Here is a 19,149-nt window from a genome sequence, read left to right as displayed (position 1 = left end):
CAGTAATGCAAATAGCCGCAGTTTTTTAAATTATTATTCAACACTGTATCAAAGCACACATCACCTGCGTAAAGGCCTATATATAAACCTTATAGTATGAAATATTTTGTTTTGATGGTAGCTGTACTTGCTTTGTGCGGTGTTAGCTCCTGCAATAAAGAAAAGCTGTCGCCTTCAACTTCAATTGTTGGCAAATGGCGCTGGGTAAAATCAGTTGGCGGCATAGGTGGCTTTACGCTTACCCCAAAAAGTGAAGGGATTTCTTTAAGAGAGGAATTTTACGCCGATAGCACATTTAAAACCTTTAGAAACGATTCGATAACAATGCAGGGTAAATTTTCTATCGTAAGAAACTATAAATATTCATCAACAGAAACCATTGATATTTTAAAAATGGGCACTCCAGTTAACGACTCATTCATCATAAGGAATGATACCCTGTATACCGATAATTATAGGTTCGTGAGTGATGGTTTTAGCGCTACATACGTAAGGATAAAATAACGTTAACTCACCGGTGGCTCATCGGGGATAAAGTTTATCTGGTTGTCGTGGTCAAATGTCACATAAACCCGGCGCCAGGGCTCATCATTAACAAGGCGCCATTTATGGGCAGTACCTGTTGTGTCCGTGGCAATCAATATTTCGCCCGGTTTTAAAATAAAAGTTTCGCCGGCGCGTGTTTCAAATTCAAGCACGCCCGCCAGGGTGATCACATATTGATCGGCAGGGGCGTTGTGCCAATCGAAAAACGAATGCGGCGGCGATTCCTGGAACCTGATAGATGATGCCTGGTTAAGCTGTCCTTCGGCTACGCTGCCGGTTTGCACATGCGAGTTACCGTCGGCACCTGTATATAATTTATAAGCTTTTATCATTTGTTTAGCATGTTGGCAATGCAGCTAAGCTAAGATATTTAAACAGTTCAAAGGAGCGGGCCGCATAATGGTATTGTAAATTAATAAAACAGCTTATCGCGGTACTTCCATCAAATTGCAGTTAAAGTAACGCAAATAACCGGCCGGTGATTGGGTTTAAAACTTACGGGCGTTTAATTGGTTCATTAAACTATGAGTTCAACTGCGTCAATCAAAAAATTTCAGTTTTTCCCATTTGTCATAAGTTTGTCGATCACGTTAGGTATAGGTTTTACAGCCGCACTTTTTACCCGGCCACAGATAGCCGGATGGTACAGTACTCTTAAAAAGCCATCGTTTAACCCGCCCCCACAGGCCTTTGCGCCGGTATGGACAGTTATTTATATACTGATAGCCACAGCAGCTTACCTGGTTTGGAAACACCGTAGCCATAAACCTGTTTATAAAGTTACGCGCGCCGTTTACTTTATACAATTGTTCTTAAACTTATTATGGTCGGCTGTGTTTTTTGGCATGCATCAAATAATGGGTGCTTTTTTTGTCATTATACTACTATGGATAAGTATAGATGTAACCATTAACTGGTTTAGTAAATTCAATAAAGTAGCCGGGTGGCTGCTTTGGCCTTATTTACTTTGGGTAACTTTTGCAGGGCTGCTAAATGCCAGTATATATTTCTTAAACAGATAGTGTTAAAAAATGCTATTTTTATTGCGTGTACAATGTATACGGCAATAGAACCGGTTTATAAAAAAATGAAGAAATTACTACTTGTATGCTGTTTTATTACAGCGGCTCACAACTTTGTTGTTGCTAAGTCAATAGCAATAGATCATTTTGTTGTTAAAGAAAATCCGTTCGCGGTTGATGAAGTGGCCATTGTAGCAACCGACACGGCTGGTGTGATACAGGAAAATGTAAATGGTTTGTTCACGTTTGTAATGAATGGCTTTCAGGAACAGCTGAAATTTGAAAAAGGAACTGCTTTTTACAGGCACAAGCTCGACCGTTCCAGCTTTTTGTATGCAAAACATATAAATGATACCGGTACCCACTCTATCCTGTACTATATTTATAAGCATGATAGTAAGCTAAGTCCTTTCCATATCAGCTGGGTGTTGCTAGTGGCTATACCGCTTGCCTTGGTATTGCTGGCCTATATGTTTAAGCGGTTTATCATTATTGCAGTAATTATATTCTGCATATTCCTATACTTTAATTACCATAATGGGTTAAGTATCCCCACTTTTTTTGAGAGCATTATTGATGGTTTAAAGGGAATGTTTTAACTCAAAAACTAAAAAGGTAACCCTATACCAAAGTTTAGCTGCATAAAATTGTAGGTGTCAAATTTGCCGGTGCCATAGCTGTTGTTCTGGCTGTAAGCCTTTTTGAAGGGGCCGTCGCTAAATAGCTCGCCGGCGTGTTTAATCAGTACCCATTGATCTGATCCGTTAAACTGCGGATCTTTAAATTTAAACGCGGCATCAAGCCTGAAAACAAAGAAGCTCAGATCAAAGCGCAGCCCGGTACCTATCCCTATAGCTGTTGACTGTAAAAAGTTATTGAGCCTGAATTCGCCGTTTGGATTATCCGCTTTTTTACCCAGGCGCCACACGTTGCCGGCATCAATAAATACCGCGCCTTTTAGCTTGGCGCCAAAAAAGTTATCTGCCAGTTTATACCGGTACTCGGCGTTGGCCACAATTTTTATTTCACCAAACTGATCAAGATACTTTAAACGGGCACGGTTAGTGGTATCAGAGCCGTAAAAGGTGCCCCGGTTAAATTGCCCGGGCCCCAGGGTGCGCGGCAGCCATGCCCTTATATCGTTAGCCCCGCCGGTATAAAAGTTTTTTTCAAAAATAAGCTGGTTGCTATTACCATAAGGTATGCCAATGCCCGGGTTGAGACGAAATACAAACTGCCGCTCGCCGCCCAAAGAACGATAAATGCGCCAGTCGAGTTCGGTTTTGGTGTATTGCGAAAAGGTATAACCAAAAATTTTACGCTGGCCAAGGGTGTCTTTAGGTGTATTAAAAATATTGCCCGCCAGGTTAAGGAAATTACCGCCTATATCTAAACTCCCCCTAAAATAGGTGAAGTTTTTATAAGAATTCAACTCAATTGCGTTGTATTGAAAGGTGTATTGACTACCAGTTGTAAACGTTGTACGGCCAATAAGATAAATATAGGAATATCTGTTTTGAGAAAGCAGGGTAGCTTTAGCCACCGGGTCAATAACACCTCTTGAAAACTCAATATCAATTGGCGTTACCGTATGCTGCTTGCGGCCGGTTTCAAAAAAATCATAGCTTATAGAGTTTATAAAACTTTCGCGTTTAACCAGTCCCTTTTGAAAGAACAGGGAGTAGTTGCTGGAAAAAGTAGTATGCGGAACACCAAACTTACCCAACAGCGGAAAATTAAAAGGTGTTATAATACGCGGATAAATAAGGTTTACCCCGGCCCTGAACTCCTGATTTTGGATACCCTCGCCGGTGCCGTTATCAAACAAAATACTCCAGTTGAGTTTAACCTGTAGTATGGCGGCTTGTTTAAATACATTCCGATTGGTAAAGGTGTTGCCCACATTATAACCATAGCGGCCGTTACTGAACAATACTTCGCCTTCAACCCGATCAGACATTTTTTTAAGCGGAACAATGTCAATTTTAGTGTTCAGTCGGTTACTGCTGTCGGGCAGTTTTTCATAAGTAGGGTTGGGAACGTTGCGGAATACATTTAATTCCGAAAGACGCGTAGTAGTTAGCGTTTGCTGGTCAACATTATATATCTGTCCTTTTTTCTGAAAAGTATAGTCGATCACAGCTCTCGGTTTAAACCTGCCCGAAAAATCAACAAACCTGAATTGCGAATCTACCTGAAGGGTATCGGCCTTGCCTGTCGTTCGCCCACTGCTGCGCGATATGGTTATCAGGGTGTTATTAATGGTATAAACAGGATGCTGGGTTTTATTAGGCGGATTGTCGATGATCATTTTAACATCAACCACACTGTTATTAAATGTGGAATCATAATTAAAATTGATGTACTGCCTGTAAAAATCAAAATAGCCATTGCGTTTCATCAACAGGTAAAGCTCATCCCGGTCATGTGCCAAACTATCCGTATCAAAACGGCCACCCGGCGAAATATGCGTTAATTTATTACGGTTTAAATCATACAGCTTTTTAATATTCTTATCGGCAATGCTGTCTTCAATTTTGCGTATGCGAAACATGGGCCCTTCCTGCGCGGTAAAAACCAATTCGGCCTTTTGTTTTTTTATGATGATACTATCGGTTATTTTGGCCTTCAGGTATCCGCGGTTTTGGATATATCTTTCCATCTGTACGCGGGAGTATTCAACCAGGTTGCTGTCCAGAATGGCAGGTGCTTCGCCAATGTTTTTTTTGCCGTTTTTGCTAAATGTATAGTAAAATTGCAGGTTGAGCCAGTTATTGGGCTGCTGCTCCTTATCTACATAATTAAGCGCGGCTTCGGCAAATTGCTCGTCTATCCCCTTGATAGTAATTTTGCGCACCAGGGCCTGGTCTTTTCTAATACCACGGGTAATACTACAGCCCGACCCTATAATGAGCAGCAAAATACTTAATATTGTAAGGCGGTAAACAGCAGGTATACTATATGCTTTCAAAATCACAGATCAGTTTATTAACATCCTTACAATATAAAAAGTTCCGCAGGGAACACGGTTTTTTTCTGGTTGAGGGTTATAAATCAGTTGTTGAATTTATAAACTCCGCATACCAGGTTGATACCGTTTATCATACCCCTGCAATTGCTCCAAAATTGCTGAAATTATCCCGAAAAATAAACTTTCAGGAGATTTCATTAAATGACCTTGAAAAGATCAGCACTTTGAAAACGCCGCAGGAGGTAATTGGTTTGGTTAAGATACCAGTATGGCCGGTATTAAATTATAATAACCTCAGAAAAAAGTTTTCACTGGTGCTTGACAGCGTACAGGATCCGGGCAATATGGGTACCATTATACGCACCGCCGATTGGTTTGGCATACATGATATTATTTGCTCAGAAGACACCGTTGATGTATATAATCCAAAAGTAGTACAGGCTACCATGGGCTCATTGGCACGGGTAAATGTACATTATACTGATCTTACAAAGGTGCTGCCCCAGGTTGACCTACCCATATTTGGTGCTATGCTTAATGGCGAAAATATGTACAACACTAATTTCGGCAGTGAGGGTTTGCTGGTAATGGGTAACGAGGGTAACGGAATAAGCCCGGCCATTGAACAGCTGATAACCAGTGTGGTAACTATTCCGCGGGTTGGAAATGCAGAGTCATTGAACGTAGCGATAGCTACTGCGATATTGTGTTCTGAGATAAAAAGAAATTCAATGAAATAATTGTTGGCTTTCCAATAAATAAATTACTATTTTTGCAGTCCTTAAAAAATGGTCGGGTGGCCGAGTGGCTAGGCAGAGGTCTGCAAAACCTTTTACAGCGGTTCGAATCCGCTCCCGACCTCAAGGGTTTAAAAAATTAAAAATATCAACACCATGGGCGTTACTCGTTTAAAAAGAAAAGATAGAAAAAACAAAACTACCTCACGTTTAGAAGTACAGTTTTTGAAACTGGCTACCAACCTGGAGTACGGAAGCCGTTCTGCTGAATCAAAACACAGCCAGATAGCAAAAAACAATGCAGCTTTAGACAAAGCTATCGCAGCAAAATAAATTTTTTCTGTTTTTGAGCGCTTATGCACTCAAAATGATCTTATAAATCCTGCTGGTTTAAGAAACCGGCAGGATTTTTTTATGTGATAAATTTCTCTGAACCGAAATTTTGGGGGTTAAAGATTTTCTTGATATCTATAAACCCAGAGGGTTCCTTGATCTGTTTAATTCCCGTTCAGACAAAAACTATTCAGATAATATCCGCTTATTGATCCTGCCTATCAATCCCGGCCCTTCATAAATAAAGCCGGTATACAATTGCACCAATGCCGCACCGGCCTTCAGTTTTTCTATAGCGTCATCAGCCGAATGTATGCCACCCACACCAATGATAGGGAATGAGCCGTTCGACTTTTTGTGCAGATAGCTGATTACTTCGGTAGAGCGTTTGGTAAGCGGTTTGCCGCTGAGGCCACCTGTTTCATTTTTTAAATTTTCGGACGTGGTCAAATTTTCACGGCTAATGGTTGTATTTGTGGCAATAATGCCTGCAATGCCGGTTTGCTGTACAATGTCAACAATGTCGTCAAGTTGCGAATCGGTAAGGTCGGGCGCTATTTTTAGCAAGATGGGCCTATTGATGCCACTTTTTGAATTTCGTTGCTGCAGCGTATTCAAAATGTGCATTAAAGGTTCTTTCTCCTGCAGGGCGCGCAACCCCGGTGTATTAGGCGAACTTACATTCACAACAAAATAATCAACCACGTCAAACAGGCGGTCAAAACATTTGATATAATCGTTAACGGCATCTTCATTGGGCGTAACTTTGTTTTTACCAATATTGCCCCCTATGATCAGGTCTTTTTGCGCCCCCTTTGCATTTTTGCGGAAAGCGGCTATACGCGCTGCTGCAACATCAACGCCAAGGTTATTAAAGCCCATGCGATTAATAAGCGCCCCGTCCTGAGGTAAGCGGAACATGCGTGGTTTGGGATTGCCGGGCTGGGGCAGGGGAGTTACCGTACCGATCTCCACAAAACCAAAGCCGATGTTGGCCATTTCGCCCATCAGTTCTGCATTTTTATCAAAACCGGCAGCCAGCCCCACCGGGTTTTTAAATTGCAGCCCGAAAACTTCTTTTTGCAATCGCGGATCATTTACGTCCCAAATAGCCCTGCTCAACGCAGCGCCGCCCGGAAAACGATTAAAGCGTTTGAGGTTACGGGTTACAAAATAATGTACTTTTTCAGGATCGAACTGGAAGAGGATGGGTTTTAATAAAAAATACATGCCGCGAAGTTAGCACATTACTTAATGTATGTAAACCAGAAATTTAGGAATTTATTGAAGTACCTGTTGTACCAATTGTACAATTGATGATACAAAGGTCAACAAAATTTAAAAAAATAAATTAAAAATGTAAATTCGACAATTCCGTTTCTATAAATTATAAACCTGTATAATGTTAAATAGATTTAAACCTTCCCGTCGTAATTTTATTAAAACAGCATCGGTAGGAACGCTGGCCGCTGTTGGAATTCCTCAAATTGTATCAGCAGCCCTTGCTGCCGAAAAAAATGCCCCCAGGTTGAGATTCAACACCGGTGACGTGATATTGTTCCAGGGCGATTCCATAACCGACTGGGGCCGCGACCGTAACAAAACGGAGCCCAATACTACCAGTACCTTAGGTTCTGGTTATGCTTTGATCACCGCGTCAAAGCTACTGCTTGATCATCCTGATAAAGACCTTAAAATATACAACAAAGGCATAAGCGGTAATAAGGTTTTTCAACTGGCCGACCGCTGGGATGATGACTGCCTGGCTTTAAAACCAAACATATTGAGCATCCACATAGGAGTAAATGATTTTTGGCATACCCTGAGCAGTGGTTATAAAGGCACTATTGAAACCTACATTGCCGATTATAAAAAGCTGCTTACCCGTACAAAAGCGGCCCTGCCCGATGTTAAACTGGTAATCTGCGAGCCATTTGCATCAAAAGACGTTAAAGCGGTTGATGATAAATGGTACCCAACTTTCCCGCAGTTTGGTAAAGCGGCCCGTGATATCGCCACAGAATTTGGGGCTATATTTGTACCTTACCAGGCAGCTTTTGACAAAGCTTTAGCATTGGCCCCGGCACCTTACTGGAGTCTTGACGGCGTACACCCGAGTGTTGCTGGCGAAGCCCTGATGGCTCAAACCTGGCTTAAGGCCGTGGTGGGGTAGTTTGTGGCAAAAGGCTAAAACACTTTTAATATCGAATAATGAATTTGAAATACTGGAATATAAAAACAGTATGAATAACCTTCACTATTTATCACTCTAAATTCGTTATTCGATATTATTTTCTATTTCTCTCCATTCTTTTGTCCATGCTCTTTGCTCCTTTATCATTTCGCTCCAAAAACGTATCTTTGCGCGCAAATGATTGCTATAAATAACCTTACGTTTGAGATTGGTGCGCGGGCCCTTTACGATGAAGCCAACTGGCATATAAAACCCGGTGAAAAAATTGGTTTAATAGGTGCCAATGGAACTGGGAAAACAACCCTCTTAAAAATTATTGTAGGCGACTATAAACCTACATCGGGCACCATATCAATGGCTAAGGACCTCACCATGGGTTACCTTAACCAGGATTTGCTGTCGTACTCATCAGATAAAACTATTGTGCATGTGGCTATGGAGGCTTTTGAGCGCCAGAACCAACTGCATGACGAGATAGAAAACTTGCTTAAAAAGCTGGAAACCGATTATACCGAAGATCTTTTGCACAAGCTTAGCGACAAACAACATGAGTTTGAACTGCTTGACGGTTATAATATTGAATATAAAGCCCGCGAAATATTAGCGGGTTTAGGTTTCAGTGATGATGATTGCCAGCGCAAATTGAGCACCTTTTCGGGAGGATGGCGCATGCGGGTTATGCTTGCCAAGATATTATTGCAGGCACCTGATATTTTATTACTGGATGAGCCTACCAACCACCTCGATTTACCGTCAATACAATGGCTGGAAGATTATTTGAAAGCTTTTAATGGTGCTATTATCATCGTATCGCATGACAGGTGGTTCCTGGACAAGGTGATCAACCGTACGGTAGAATCGCGCAAGGGCAAGCTTACTGTTTATGCAGGCAACTACACTTTTTACCTGGAAGAAAAAGCGCTGCGTGAAGAAATTCAGCGTGGCGAATTCAAAAACCAGCAATCAAAAATAAAACAGGAAGAACGTTTGATCGAGCGTTTCCGCGCCAAGGCATCCAAAGCAAAAATGGCGCAATCGCGCATTAAAATGCTTGATAAGCTGGAACGTGTTGATGATGTGGATGATGATAACCCAACGGTTAACTTCGCTTTCCGTTTCTCCAAACAATCAGGCAGGCATGTGGTAACTTTAGAGGATATTACAAAAAAATATCCAGCTATTGATATACTTGACCATACCGAAGCAGTAATTGAAAAAGGTGATAAAATAGCTTTGATAGGTGCTAACGGTAAGGGTAAATCAACCTTGTTACGTATCATTGCTTCGGCCGATAAAGACTTTGAAGGCAAGGTTACTACCGGGCATAATGTAAGCACTACATTTTTTGCCCAGCACCAGTTGGAATCATTACATCTGGAAAACCAGATACTACAGGAGTTACAGACGTTTGCCCCTAAACATACAGATACCGAACTGCGTACCATATTGGGTTCGTTTTTATTTACTGGCGACGATGTATTTAAAAAGATCAAGGTACTATCAGGAGGCGAAAAATCACGCGTGGCCCTGGCCAAGGCGCTTACAGCCGATGCTAATTTCCTGATACTGGATGAGCCTACCAACCACCTGGATATGCAATCGGTAAATATCCTGATCCAGGCCCTGGAGCAGTATGAAGGTACTTTTATCGTGGTATCGCATGATAGGTATTTCCTGGACAACGTAGCCAACAAGATCTGGTTTATTGAGGATCAGAAGATAAAAATTTATCCGGGCACTTATGCAGAGTATGACGAATGGGTATCAAAACGCAAGTTGGAGTCTAAAGCGGCTATACCCGCCCCTCAGCCAAAAAAGGAAGAGAAAAAGCCAGAACCGGTTAAACAGCAGCAAGGCGAAAATAAACACCAGCAGTTAAAAAAACTAAATCAGGACCTGGCAAAAATGGAAGAGCAAATTGCTGGTCTTGAAAAAAACATAAAACAACTGGAAACCCAACTGGCCGACGATAAAATTTATACTGACAGCGCAAAGCTAAAAGAAACCAATACGGCATACAGCCAGAAACAAACCGAGCTGAAACAAATTCAGCAAAAGTGGGAAGCACTTGCTGAGCAGATATTGGAGCTGGAGGCGTAAGAAAAAACAAGTTATTGCGAGGCTATGAGCAATAACCTGCTTTGGCGATGAAGGAATTAATTAGTTATTTAAAATGAAAAAGCTTTTTTATTTACTCATTTTTACCTTCATCACCCAACAAAGCTTAGCACAAACCCCTTACAATAACAACGTTTATAACTCCGCTATAAAAAGCGTGGAGTTTTATAATACCCAAAAGCAGGGCTCATTTCCGGTTATTGCTTTAGGTAGTGACGAAAAAGTGCTTTTAGGTTTTGACGACTTGCGCGGTGGCAGCCGTAATTATTATTATACCATTGAACATTGCGACACCCGCTGGAACTCATCAAGCCTGTCGACAGCCGAATACCTGCAAAGTTTTCAGGACGACCGCCTGTATGATTATAGCTACTCATCGGGTACTTTTCAAAAATACACGCATTACCAAATAAAACTGCCCAACAATAACATCGCCCCCAAAATTTCAGGCAATTATGTACTAAAGGTGTATGAGGATGGCGACCAAACAAAACTGGTGCTTACCCGCCGTTTTTATGTGCTGGGAAAAAGAGTATCAATTGCTGCCGATGTAGTTGCGTCGCCCAATACGCAAAGCAGGCAAACCAACCAAAAAATAAATTTTACCATTGATTACACAGGTTTGCCTGTGCAAAACCCATCAGCAGATGTGCGCGCCTTTGTGATGCAGAATGCCCGTACCGAAACCGGTATTTTAAATACTCAACCTACCTATGTCCGCGGATCGGCTTTGATCTATAATGATATTGCTATTAATGATTTTCCCGGGCGAAACGAGTTCAGGCTGTTTGATACCCGTACATTAAAGCTTAATTCGCAGCATATAGCCCGTATTATTAAAGACACGGCTAATAACGTGATCCTGCTGGCCGACCCGGTACGCAACAGCCCTGATTATATTTTGCTGTATGACAATAACGGTAAATTCTTTGTGCTTAACCAGGACGGCCGGGATCCGCGTACCGATGCCGATTATGCGCATATGTATTTCAGTTTGGCAGGGAGCACCCCCGGATCAACCGGTAGTCCTTATATAATTGGCAGCTTTAATGATTATAGGCTGGATGACCAAAGCAAACTTACCTTGGGCGACGACGGAAAATACCATGCCAGTCTGTTTTTAAAGCAAGGTGTTTATGATTACGAATATGTTTGGGTGGATAATAAAACCAACAAGGCCGACGACGTACCGCTGGAAGGCAGTCATTTTGAAACCGAGAACGACTATCAGATACTTGTTTACTACCGCCCGCCCGCTGCCCGCTGGGACGAACTGGTAGGTTTCAGGGAGTTGAATTCGGTAAAGAAGTAACAAGAGGGTATCCATCCTTATGGTTGCTTCGCTGACCGCCGCTCTCTGCAGGTTGGCCGCAAAGAAGGTGAAGAGTTTCAGCTTTGCAAGGATTTTAAACCCAATCAACAACTATTCTATTTGTGCCGCTGGTGCAGCGCGGCTGAGCCACCTGCATGTGCCCAAAATGCTTATCTTTGCACAAAAATCGCCCAAAATGACAGGAAAATCGCCCAAAGAATCATACACCATCATGAACGAATTGGTATTACCCAATGATACCAATACATTAAATAACCTGATGGGTGGGCGTTTGCTGCACTGGATGGATATTGCCGCCGCCATATCGGCACAAAAACATTGCAATCGTATTGTGGTTACCGCTTCGGTTGACAATGTATCTTTCCAATCGCCGATTAAACTGGGCGATGTGATCAGTATTGAAGCTAAAGTTACCCGCGCGTTCACTACCTCGGTTGAGGTTAGAATGGATGTATGGGCACAAAACATACCCTCGGGAACTAAAGTAAAAAGCAACGAAGCTTATTATACCTTTGTGGCCCTTGACGCCGACGGGCAAAAAACTCTGGTACCGGCATTATTGCCTGAAACCGACGAGGAGATCGCGCTGTTTGAAGGGGCGCTGCGCCGCCGGCAATTACGCCTCATCCTGAGTGGTAAGATGAAACCCGATGATGCTACCGAACTGAAGGCTCTTTTTATGGGCAGCCAGCTTCCGTTAGATCTGGGGGATTGATGGTACAGTAACAAAAAGGTAATTTGATGGTCTAATTAATATGATACGTTGTATCAGCTGATTTAAATTCAACAACCATGAGATACTTTTTATGTTTTTTACTGCCGCCACTGGCCATATTAACCACCGGCAGGATAGGGGCATTTATATTGAATATATTTTTAACCTTATTTTTCTGGATCCCGGGCGTTATTCATTCCATACTGGTAACCAATGATTATTATGAGGCCAAAAGGCACCGCCAATTAATGCGGGCCACCCGCAGGGCAAGGGCCTGGTAAAACCGGTACGCCCGGCAGTTATGGAATGTAATCAACGAAATCAGCATCACCATTAAAATCAACGATCAAAATTTACCATATTTGCTGCGGTTATGACGCAAAAAGGTAAGCTATTAATTATTGACGACGAAGATCGCCTGCGTAATCTGCTGGCCCGCATCCTGCAATTAGAGGGGCACGAAGTGCTCACGGCCGCAAATGCCAAAGAGGGTTTGCGCAAACTGCAGCAGGAAAGCATCCAGGTTGTATTGAGCGATGTTAAGCTCCCGGATATCGACGGCATCACCTTATCAGAAACCATCAAGAAAAACTACCCTGCTACCGAAATTATTGTGTTAACTGCCTATGGCACCATCAACGATGGGGTAAAGGCCATCAAAGCAGGCGCATTTGATTATATTACCAAAGGAGATGACAACGAAAAGATCATCCCGCTGGTAAGTAAGGCTATGGATAAGGCCCTGCTGCAGCAAACCGTTATAGAGCTGCAAAACAAACTGAATGATAAATTTGGTTTTGACAGGCTTATCGGTAAATCAAACGCCATCAGCGATGTTATTAAACTGGCTCAAAAAGTAGCGTTAACCGATACTACAGTTTTGCTGTTAGGCGAAACTGGTACGGGTAAGGAAATTTTTGCAGAGGCCATTCACCAGGCCAGTAATCGCAGTTCAAAATCATTTGTGGCGGTAAACTGCAGTGCGTTTACTAAAGAGTTGCTGGAGAGCGAACTGTTTGGCCATAAGGCCGGTTCATTTACCGGCGCGCTTAAAGACAAAAAAGGCCTGTTTGAAGAAGCCAATGGCGGCACCATATTTTTAGATGAAATAGGCGAGCTTGACCATGACCTGCAGGCCAAGCTGTTGCGGGTGTTAGAATCACAACAATTTCTTAAAATCGGCGATACTAAACCTACACAGGTTAATGTACGCATACTGGCTGCAACCAACCGTAACCTGCAAAATGAAATAAATGACGGACAGTTCCGGTCAGACCTGTTTTACCGTTTATCCGTTTTTCAGATCACATTGCCCGCCCTGCGCGAACGTAAAAAGGATATTAAACTGCTGGCAGAGTATTTTATGCAGCACTTTGCCCTAAAAGTTAAAAAACAGATAAATGAGCTCAGCAACGAGTTTGTTAATAAGCTGGAAGCTTATAGCTGGCCCGGTAACATCCGCGAACTAAAAAATATTATTGAACGAGCCGTAATACTGGCCGATAGCAATATACTTGACGAAAGCCTGCTGCCTTATGAAATTCAGCAGCAACAGGTAAAAGCAGGGGCGCCTATATCGGCATTTGATCTCTCGTCTGTTGAAAAACTGCATATTCAGCGCGTATTGAACCACACCCGCGGCAATCGTGCCGAAGCTGCCCACCTTTTAAATATTGGTGTAGCCACGCTTTACCGTAAACTGAAAGAATATGGGTTGGAGTGATTAAACACACCCAATCAAACGTATTCTCCACGTGTTATTGCGGGGAAGTCCCACCCAACCCTCTCCAAACGAGAGAACTTAAAAGTACTTTTAAGTCTCCCCTTTTTGAGGAGATTTAGAGGGGGCGTCTTAAGTTCGCGCAGGGTCACCTGAAGGGTACCCCGAGAATTACAGAAATATTATATTATGACAGTATTTAAATTTGCGTAATTTTACCCTAAATCATATATTTTTAATATAGATTTAGCTCATTGAGAACAATATTTTAAATAACTTAAAGCAGCATTATTAATTAAACACTTTTACTCAATAATTTCGAAACCTTTCCTTATCATGAATCCAAAATTCAAAGTCCTCCTTGTGATATTAACAGGGGTGGTACTCTTTTATGCAGCATGTAAAAAAGAGAACAAAGCTGTTCCTGTACCCATACCTGTTGTTGATACAATGGGTGCTATAGCCGGCCAAATAGCACAGAATTTAGCGCAAACATTATCCGGAACTTATGGCGGTGTTAATATCAGCAAAGGACTAATTTTACCAGAGTTTACAACCCGGTCCAATTCAAAGGTATCTGTGAACGGTCTGTTTGATCTTTGTACTTTTGTCCCGGATAGTATTGTTAATTATAGTACCAATGTGGGAGATACCATTAAATCTCAAGCCAGTGGACTTTTTAAGTTTTACTTCGGTTGCGATACCGTAAAAGGACCAAGAGTAAACGGGTATGTTACTTTTTCATTCCTAAATGGTTATGCTGCTTATGACTCTTTGGCAACAATAGGTTTAGCTCCGCGGGGTGCGTTTGTTTATAATGTCAAGGCTTTTTATGAGGTAAAGGTTTTGGATTCTTTGAACAAAAACCTTACTATAAACGGAAGCACTAATAAACTCATTTCTGTTAACGGAAGTATAAAGTCATTTATTGATACTACAGCAACCAAAAAAACAGTAATGTCGTCATCCGTTCATGCATATTATACTTTAACTGACGTAGTTGTTGATTTAACAAAAAAAGGAGATATGACACGAGGGACGGCAACTTTTGGAGCCATAGGAGATGTCAATAACATCAAATGGTATTATACCGGTACTATGAAGTTTTTAGGCAACCATCAAGTTAGTATTATAATCAAAAACAAAACCTATAATTATAATATGGATCTGCTTACCGGCAAGGCAACTACCATTTAATGTTTTAAATTAAGATCGGCTTACCGTAAGCAGTGAAAGGGCTTTAAGTCTGCCCAGGATCTCCCGAAAGGGACCCGGAATTGAGTGAGTTAACCTGCCTGCGATTCCCGCTTTGATAACCACCTATCAAAATGATAGACTTATTTTAATTATAAATCTATTTTTATTTTTTTAAATCCGATTAAATAGCTGTTTTACAGCGTTTTAATCGGATTTTTATTTTTCTGGCATCCGCTTGGTAAAACCCCTGTAAAAACTTAATACAATGGACGTTTTACAAGTTGTTATTTACGTGGTGGCCTTCATAGCCATCTTCTGGCTCTTTTTCAAATCAGTTAATTATTTCGAAAAAATTTAATCACCATGATCGCATTATTCATTGTGGCCGTAGCCGTGTTCATATACATGGTGTATGTGCTGCTTAAACCCGAAAAATTTTAATTATAAAACCATGAACTCTGAAATTACAGGTGTAGTATTTACCTACCTGCTTACGCTTGCACTGGCTATACCCTTGGGGCGTTATATAGCCCGTGTTTTTAAAGGCGAAAAAACATGGCTTGACTTTATGGCCCCGCTTGAACGGTTCATTTTTCGTTTTAGCGGTATTGATACCAGAAAAGAAATGAGCTGGAAACAACATTTGTATGCCCTGCTAACTATAAATAGCGTATGGCTGCTGTATGCCTTTGTTTGTTTGATGGCCCAGGGCCATTTGCCGCTTAACCCTGATGGCAACGCCGGTCAATCGGCCGATACCGCTTTTAATACCGCTATCAGCTTTTTGGTAAACTGTAACCTGCAACATTACTCAGGCGAAAGCGGCGCTACTTATTTTACGCAGCATTTTGTGTTTATGTTCCTGCATTTTGTTTCCGCAGCTACAGGTATTGCAGCACTTGTGGTATTGTTCAGGGCGTTAAAAGATAAGGTAACGGATAAGCTGGGCAATTTCTGGGATTATTTTGTAAAAACCATTACCCGTATATTATTGCCTGTATCCTTTGTAATAGCGGTTATCCTGGCCTTTAACGGCATGACAACCAGCTATGCCGGTAAAGATACTTTTATCAGCATGCAGGGCGATACCGTTCAAGTATCGCGTGGCCCGGCTGCGGCGCTGGTAGCCATTAAACATCTGGGTACCAACGGCGGCGGCTGGTTTGGCGCTAACTCCGCGCATCCCATTGAAAATCCCAACTATTTAACCAACACTACCGAGCTGGTAGCACAGGTATTGATTCCTATAGCATTGGTGTTCGCGCTGGGGTTTTATCTTAATAAGAAAAAACTTGCTTATGTTATATTCGGAGTAATGACACTGGGGATGCTGATGCTGCTTATACCAACCATGAATGCCGAATTACACGGTAACCCGGCCATTGCCAAAATGGGTATCAGCCAGCCAACCGGCGCTATGGAGGGTAAGGAAGTGCGGTTTGGTCCGGCCAGTTCGGCTTATTGGAGCATTGTTACTACTATTATATCAACCGGATCAGTAAACTCCATGCATGACAGCGCTATGCCTGTATCAGGCACCATGATGTTGCTGGGTATGATGGTTAACTGCTTTTACGGGGGCTGCGGTGTAGGCATACTTAATTTTTACATTTTCATCATCATTGCGGTATTTATATCAGGGCTGATGGTAGGTCGTACACCTGAATTTTTCGGACGAAAAATAGAGGCACGCGAAATGAAAATAGCATCGCTGATAGCCTTGTTGCACCCTTTTATCATATTAGTTGGTTTAGCCATATCATCATACGTACTGGTACATATGCCCGGCGCTGATTGGGCTGTAAAACCATCGGCATGGTTAAATAACCCGGGCAACCACGGGTTTTCTGAAATGCTGTATGAGTATACCTCGGCAGCTGCCAATAACGGCTCGGGGTTTGAAGGCCTGGGCGATGGTAACATATTCTGGAATGTCACTACAGGTATTGTGATGATACTGGGCAGGTTCCTGCCAATTATTGGTCCGCTGGCCATTGCCGGGTTGTTAGCCAATAAAAAGTATATCCCTGAATCTGCCGGTACATTAAAGAGCGATACATCCACTTTTGGGGTGATGATCTTTGCGGTGATCATGATCATTGCCGCGTTGTCATTCTTCCCGTCATTAGCATTAGGCCCAATTGCCGAACATTTTTCATTGAAATAAGCGGCTTATAAAAATAAATCATGAACTCAAATCAAAATACATTATTTCAGGGCGATCAGATGAAAGATGCTTTTAAGCAGTCGTTCATCAAACTAAACCCGCGCATCCTGTTTCGTAACCCGGTGATGTTCACTGTGGAGATAGGCACGTTTGTGATGCTTATTGTAAGCGTATACTCCTTTGCCAACAAAGGCCAAGGCAGTTTTACCTATAACTTTACGGTGTTCATCGTGTTATTGTTAACCGTATTGTTTGCCAATTTTGCCGAAGCTATTGCCGAGGCCCGCGGCAAGGCCCAGGCCGAAAGCCTGCGCAAAACCCGCGAAGAAACACCTGCCCGTTTGCTGGTTAACGGCAAAGAGCAAATGGTAATGTCGTCCCACTTAAAAAAAGGCGATGTATTTATCTGCGAAACCGGAGATAACATCCCTACCGACGGAGAGATCATTGAAGGTATAGCAACCATTGACGAATCGGCCATTACAGGTGAATCGGCCCCGGTAATCCGTGAGGCTGGCGGTGATAAATCATCAGTGACCGGCGGCACCAAAGTATTGTCCGACAGGATCAAGGTAATGGTAACCACCCAACCGGGCGAAAGCTTCCTGGATAAAATGATAGCCCTTGTAGAGGGCGCTTCACGCCAGAAAACGCCAAATGAAATAGCTTTAACTATTTTGCTGGCAGGCTTTACCCTCATATTTGTTATTGTTTGCGTTACCCTGAAACCCTTTGGCGATTATGCTAACACGCCTATTACCATAGCGGCTTTTATATCGCTGTTTGTATGTCTTATACCAACTACTATTGGTGGCTTGCTATCAGCCATTGGCATTGCCGGGATGGACAGGGCTTTGCGCGCCAATGTGATCACCAAATCGGGCAAGGCTGTTGAAACCGCCGGCGACCTTGATACTTTACTGCTGGATAAAACCGGCACCATTACTATAGGCAACCGTAAAGCAACCAATTTTTACCCGGCTGCAGGCGTTTCGCGCGAAAATTTTATCGCGGCCTGTACCTTAAGTTCGTTGGCTGATGAAACCCCCGAAGGTAAATCAATAGTTGAGCTGGCTGCTGAGGATAAAAGCGTACCTAAAGTGGTTGCCCCTAAAGGTGCCACATTTATCAAATTCACTGCCGAAACCCGTTCAAGCGGGTTAGATACCCCTGATGGTTTAAGGATACGCAAAGGCGCGTTTGACTCTATCCGCAATATAGCGCTCAAAGCTGGTCATCCATTCCCTGCCGAGGTTGAGGATAATGTAAAAAAGATCTCGTCCAACGGTGGTACACCATTGGTAGTATCACAAAACGAAGTGATAATGGGTGTTATTGAACTGCAGGATATTATTAAAACCGGTATCGCCGAGCGTTTTGAACGCCTGCGCAAAATGGGTGTTAAAACAGTAATGGTTACCGGTGATAACCCGCTGACTGCCAAATTTATTGCCGAAAAGGCCGGTGTAGATGACTTTATTGCCGAGGCTAAGCCTGAGGATAAAATGAACTACATAAAAAAAGAACAACAGGGCGGCAAGCTGGTAGCCATGATGGGCGACGGTACCAACGATGCGCCCGCCCTTGCCCAGGCTGATGTTGGCGTAGCTATGAACAGCGGTACGCAGGCTGCTAAAGAAGCAGGTAACATGGTTGACCTTGATAATGATCCCACCAAGCTGATTGAGATCGTGGAGATTGGTAAACAACTGCTGATGACCCGTGGTACACTCACCACGTTTTCAATAGCCAATGATGTTGCCAAGTACTTTGCCATTGTTCCGGCTTTGTTTATGGTGTCTATACCCTCGTTAAGGGCCCTAAACATTATGGCTCTGCACAGCCCGGAATCGGCCATATTATCGGCAGTTATATTTAATGCCATTGTTATACCCCTGCTTATTCCGCTGGCATTAAAAGGGGTGGAGTATAAACCAATAGGCGCCAGCGCCCTTTTGCGCCGTGACCTGTTGATTTACGGCCTCGGTGGTGTGCTTATCCCGTTTGTCGGCATTAAACTGATTGACCTTGCAGTAGGCTTATTCATATAGATATGATAGATATGAGTATTGAGATTTGAGACAAAAGCAAAATCA

The 19,149-nt window shown here is 42.6% G+C and carries 18 protein-coding genes and 1 tRNA gene; 16 read left to right on the top strand and 3 right to left on the bottom strand.

Annotated features, from left to right (window positions below; genetic code table 11):
* Positions 1 to 96: 96 nt before the first annotated feature.
* On the top strand, positions 97 to 504 hold the full coding sequence (locus J2W55_RS24855) for a hypothetical protein (protein ID WP_310102911.1): 408 nt from the start codon (positions 97 to 99) through the stop codon (positions 502 to 504).
* Between the two features lie 2 nt (positions 505 to 506).
* On the opposite strand, the gene J2W55_RS24850 is transcribed toward J2W55_RS24855, so the two are convergent.
* Entirely contained in the window at positions 507 to 878 is a 372-nt protein-coding gene (locus J2W55_RS24850; protein WP_310102908.1) for a cupin domain-containing protein, read from the bottom strand.
* Between the two features lie 192 nt (positions 879 to 1,070).
* Between J2W55_RS24850 and J2W55_RS24845 the strand changes: the two genes are divergently transcribed.
* Both J2W55_RS24845 and J2W55_RS24840 read left to right on the top strand, forming a co-directional pair.
* The gene (locus J2W55_RS24845; protein ID WP_310102906.1) at positions 1,071 to 1,568 is read left to right on the top strand and encodes a TspO/MBR family protein; all 498 of its coding nucleotides are present in this window, start codon (positions 1,071 to 1,073) and stop codon (positions 1,566 to 1,568) included.
* Between the two features lie 65 nt (positions 1,569 to 1,633).
* Positions 1,634 to 2,167 carry a hypothetical protein gene (locus J2W55_RS24840; RefSeq protein WP_310102903.1) on the top strand — a complete coding sequence of 178 codons (534 nt, stop codon included), beginning with the start codon at positions 1,634 to 1,636 and terminating at the stop codon, positions 2,165 to 2,167.
* 8 nt (positions 2,168 to 2,175) lie between these two features.
* Here the strand turns inward: J2W55_RS24840 and tamL are convergent, their stop codons facing one another.
* Positions 2,176 to 4,539 (bottom strand): translocation and assembly module lipoprotein TamL, encoded by a 2,364-nt coding sequence (gene tamL, locus J2W55_RS24835; RefSeq protein ID WP_310102902.1) that lies wholly within the window; start codon positions 4,537 to 4,539, stop codon positions 2,176 to 2,178.
* Here tamL and J2W55_RS24830 point away from each other — a divergent pair.
* The 3 genes from J2W55_RS24830 (at position 4,530) to J2W55_RS24820 (ending at position 5,609) form a co-directional block, all read left to right on the top strand.
* The gene (locus J2W55_RS24830) at positions 4,530 to 5,279 is read left to right on the top strand and encodes a TrmH family RNA methyltransferase (RefSeq protein WP_310102900.1); all 750 of its coding nucleotides are present in this window, start codon (positions 4,530 to 4,532) and stop codon (positions 5,277 to 5,279) included. The two genes, tamL and J2W55_RS24830, sit on opposite strands and share 10 nt — an antisense overlap.
* Positions 5,280 to 5,329: 50 nt before the next feature.
* A tRNA-Cys gene (locus tag J2W55_RS24825) sits at positions 5,330 to 5,400 on the top strand.
* 32 nt (positions 5,401 to 5,432) lie between these two features.
* Complete coding sequence (locus J2W55_RS24820; RefSeq protein WP_310102897.1) at positions 5,433 to 5,609, top strand: spore protein; 177 nt, start codon at positions 5,433 to 5,435, stop codon at positions 5,607 to 5,609.
* A 186-nt stretch (positions 5,610 to 5,795) separates the two neighbouring features.
* Here the strand turns inward: J2W55_RS24820 and J2W55_RS24815 are convergent, their stop codons facing one another.
* Positions 5,796 to 6,839, bottom strand: a complete 1,044-nt coding sequence (locus tag J2W55_RS24815; protein WP_310102894.1) for a quinone-dependent dihydroorotate dehydrogenase — start codon at positions 6,837 to 6,839, stop codon at positions 5,796 to 5,798.
* A 172-nt stretch (positions 6,840 to 7,011) separates the two neighbouring features.
* Here J2W55_RS24815 and J2W55_RS24810 point away from each other — a divergent pair, with 172 nt between their 5' ends.
* The 10 genes from J2W55_RS24810 to kdpB all read left to right on the top strand — a co-directional run bounded on the left by J2W55_RS24810 (position 7,012) and on the right by kdpB (position 19,104).
* Positions 7,012 to 7,782 carry an SGNH/GDSL hydrolase family protein gene (locus J2W55_RS24810; RefSeq protein WP_310102891.1) on the top strand — a complete coding sequence of 257 codons (771 nt, stop codon included), beginning with the start codon at positions 7,012 to 7,014 and terminating at the stop codon, positions 7,780 to 7,782.
* A 198-nt stretch (positions 7,783 to 7,980) separates the two neighbouring features.
* On the top strand, positions 7,981 to 9,903 hold the full coding sequence (gene abc-f / locus J2W55_RS24805) for a ribosomal protection-like ABC-F family protein (RefSeq protein ID WP_310102888.1): 1,923 nt from the start codon (positions 7,981 to 7,983) through the stop codon (positions 9,901 to 9,903).
* A gap of 73 nt (positions 9,904 to 9,976) precedes the next feature.
* Complete coding sequence (locus tag J2W55_RS24800) at positions 9,977 to 11,233, top strand: type IX secretion system plug protein (RefSeq protein WP_310102887.1); 1,257 nt, start codon at positions 9,977 to 9,979, stop codon at positions 11,231 to 11,233.
* Positions 11,234 to 11,429: 196 nt separating this feature from the next.
* Entirely contained in the window at positions 11,430 to 11,969 is a 540-nt protein-coding gene (locus J2W55_RS24795; protein WP_310103044.1) for an acyl-CoA thioesterase, read from the top strand.
* 77 nt (positions 11,970 to 12,046) lie between these two features.
* Positions 12,047 to 12,250, top strand: coding sequence for a YqaE/Pmp3 family membrane protein (locus J2W55_RS24790; protein WP_310102883.1), 204 nt, complete (start codon positions 12,047 to 12,049; stop codon positions 12,248 to 12,250).
* 92 nt (positions 12,251 to 12,342) lie between these two features.
* Positions 12,343 to 13,692 (top strand): sigma-54-dependent transcriptional regulator, encoded by a 1,350-nt coding sequence (locus tag J2W55_RS24785; protein WP_310102881.1) that lies wholly within the window; start codon positions 12,343 to 12,345, stop codon positions 13,690 to 13,692.
* A gap of 333 nt (positions 13,693 to 14,025) precedes the next feature.
* Positions 14,026 to 14,886, top strand: coding sequence for a hypothetical protein (locus tag J2W55_RS24780; protein WP_310102879.1), 861 nt, complete (start codon positions 14,026 to 14,028; stop codon positions 14,884 to 14,886).
* 363 nt (positions 14,887 to 15,249) lie between these two features.
* Entirely contained in the window at positions 15,250 to 15,327 is a 78-nt protein-coding gene (gene kdpF / locus J2W55_RS25840) for a K(+)-transporting ATPase subunit F (RefSeq protein WP_374726384.1), read from the top strand.
* Positions 15,328 to 15,337: 10 nt separating this feature from the next.
* The gene (gene kdpA, locus J2W55_RS24775; protein WP_310102877.1) at positions 15,338 to 17,053 is read left to right on the top strand and encodes a potassium-transporting ATPase subunit KdpA; all 1,716 of its coding nucleotides are present in this window, start codon (positions 15,338 to 15,340) and stop codon (positions 17,051 to 17,053) included.
* Between the two features lie 20 nt (positions 17,054 to 17,073).
* On the top strand, positions 17,074 to 19,104 hold the full coding sequence (gene kdpB, locus J2W55_RS24770; RefSeq protein WP_310102872.1) for a potassium-transporting ATPase subunit KdpB: 2,031 nt from the start codon (positions 17,074 to 17,076) through the stop codon (positions 19,102 to 19,104).
* Positions 19,105 to 19,149 lie beyond the last annotated feature (45 nt).

Origin of the sequence: Mucilaginibacter pocheonensis (assembly GCF_031456535.1) — a bacterium.
GTDB classification, from domain to species: Bacteria; Bacteroidota; Bacteroidia; order Sphingobacteriales; family Sphingobacteriaceae; genus Mucilaginibacter; species Mucilaginibacter pocheonensis.
Note: the sequence above shows the minus strand (reverse complement) of the source record. Positions and strands in the feature narration are given on the sequence as shown.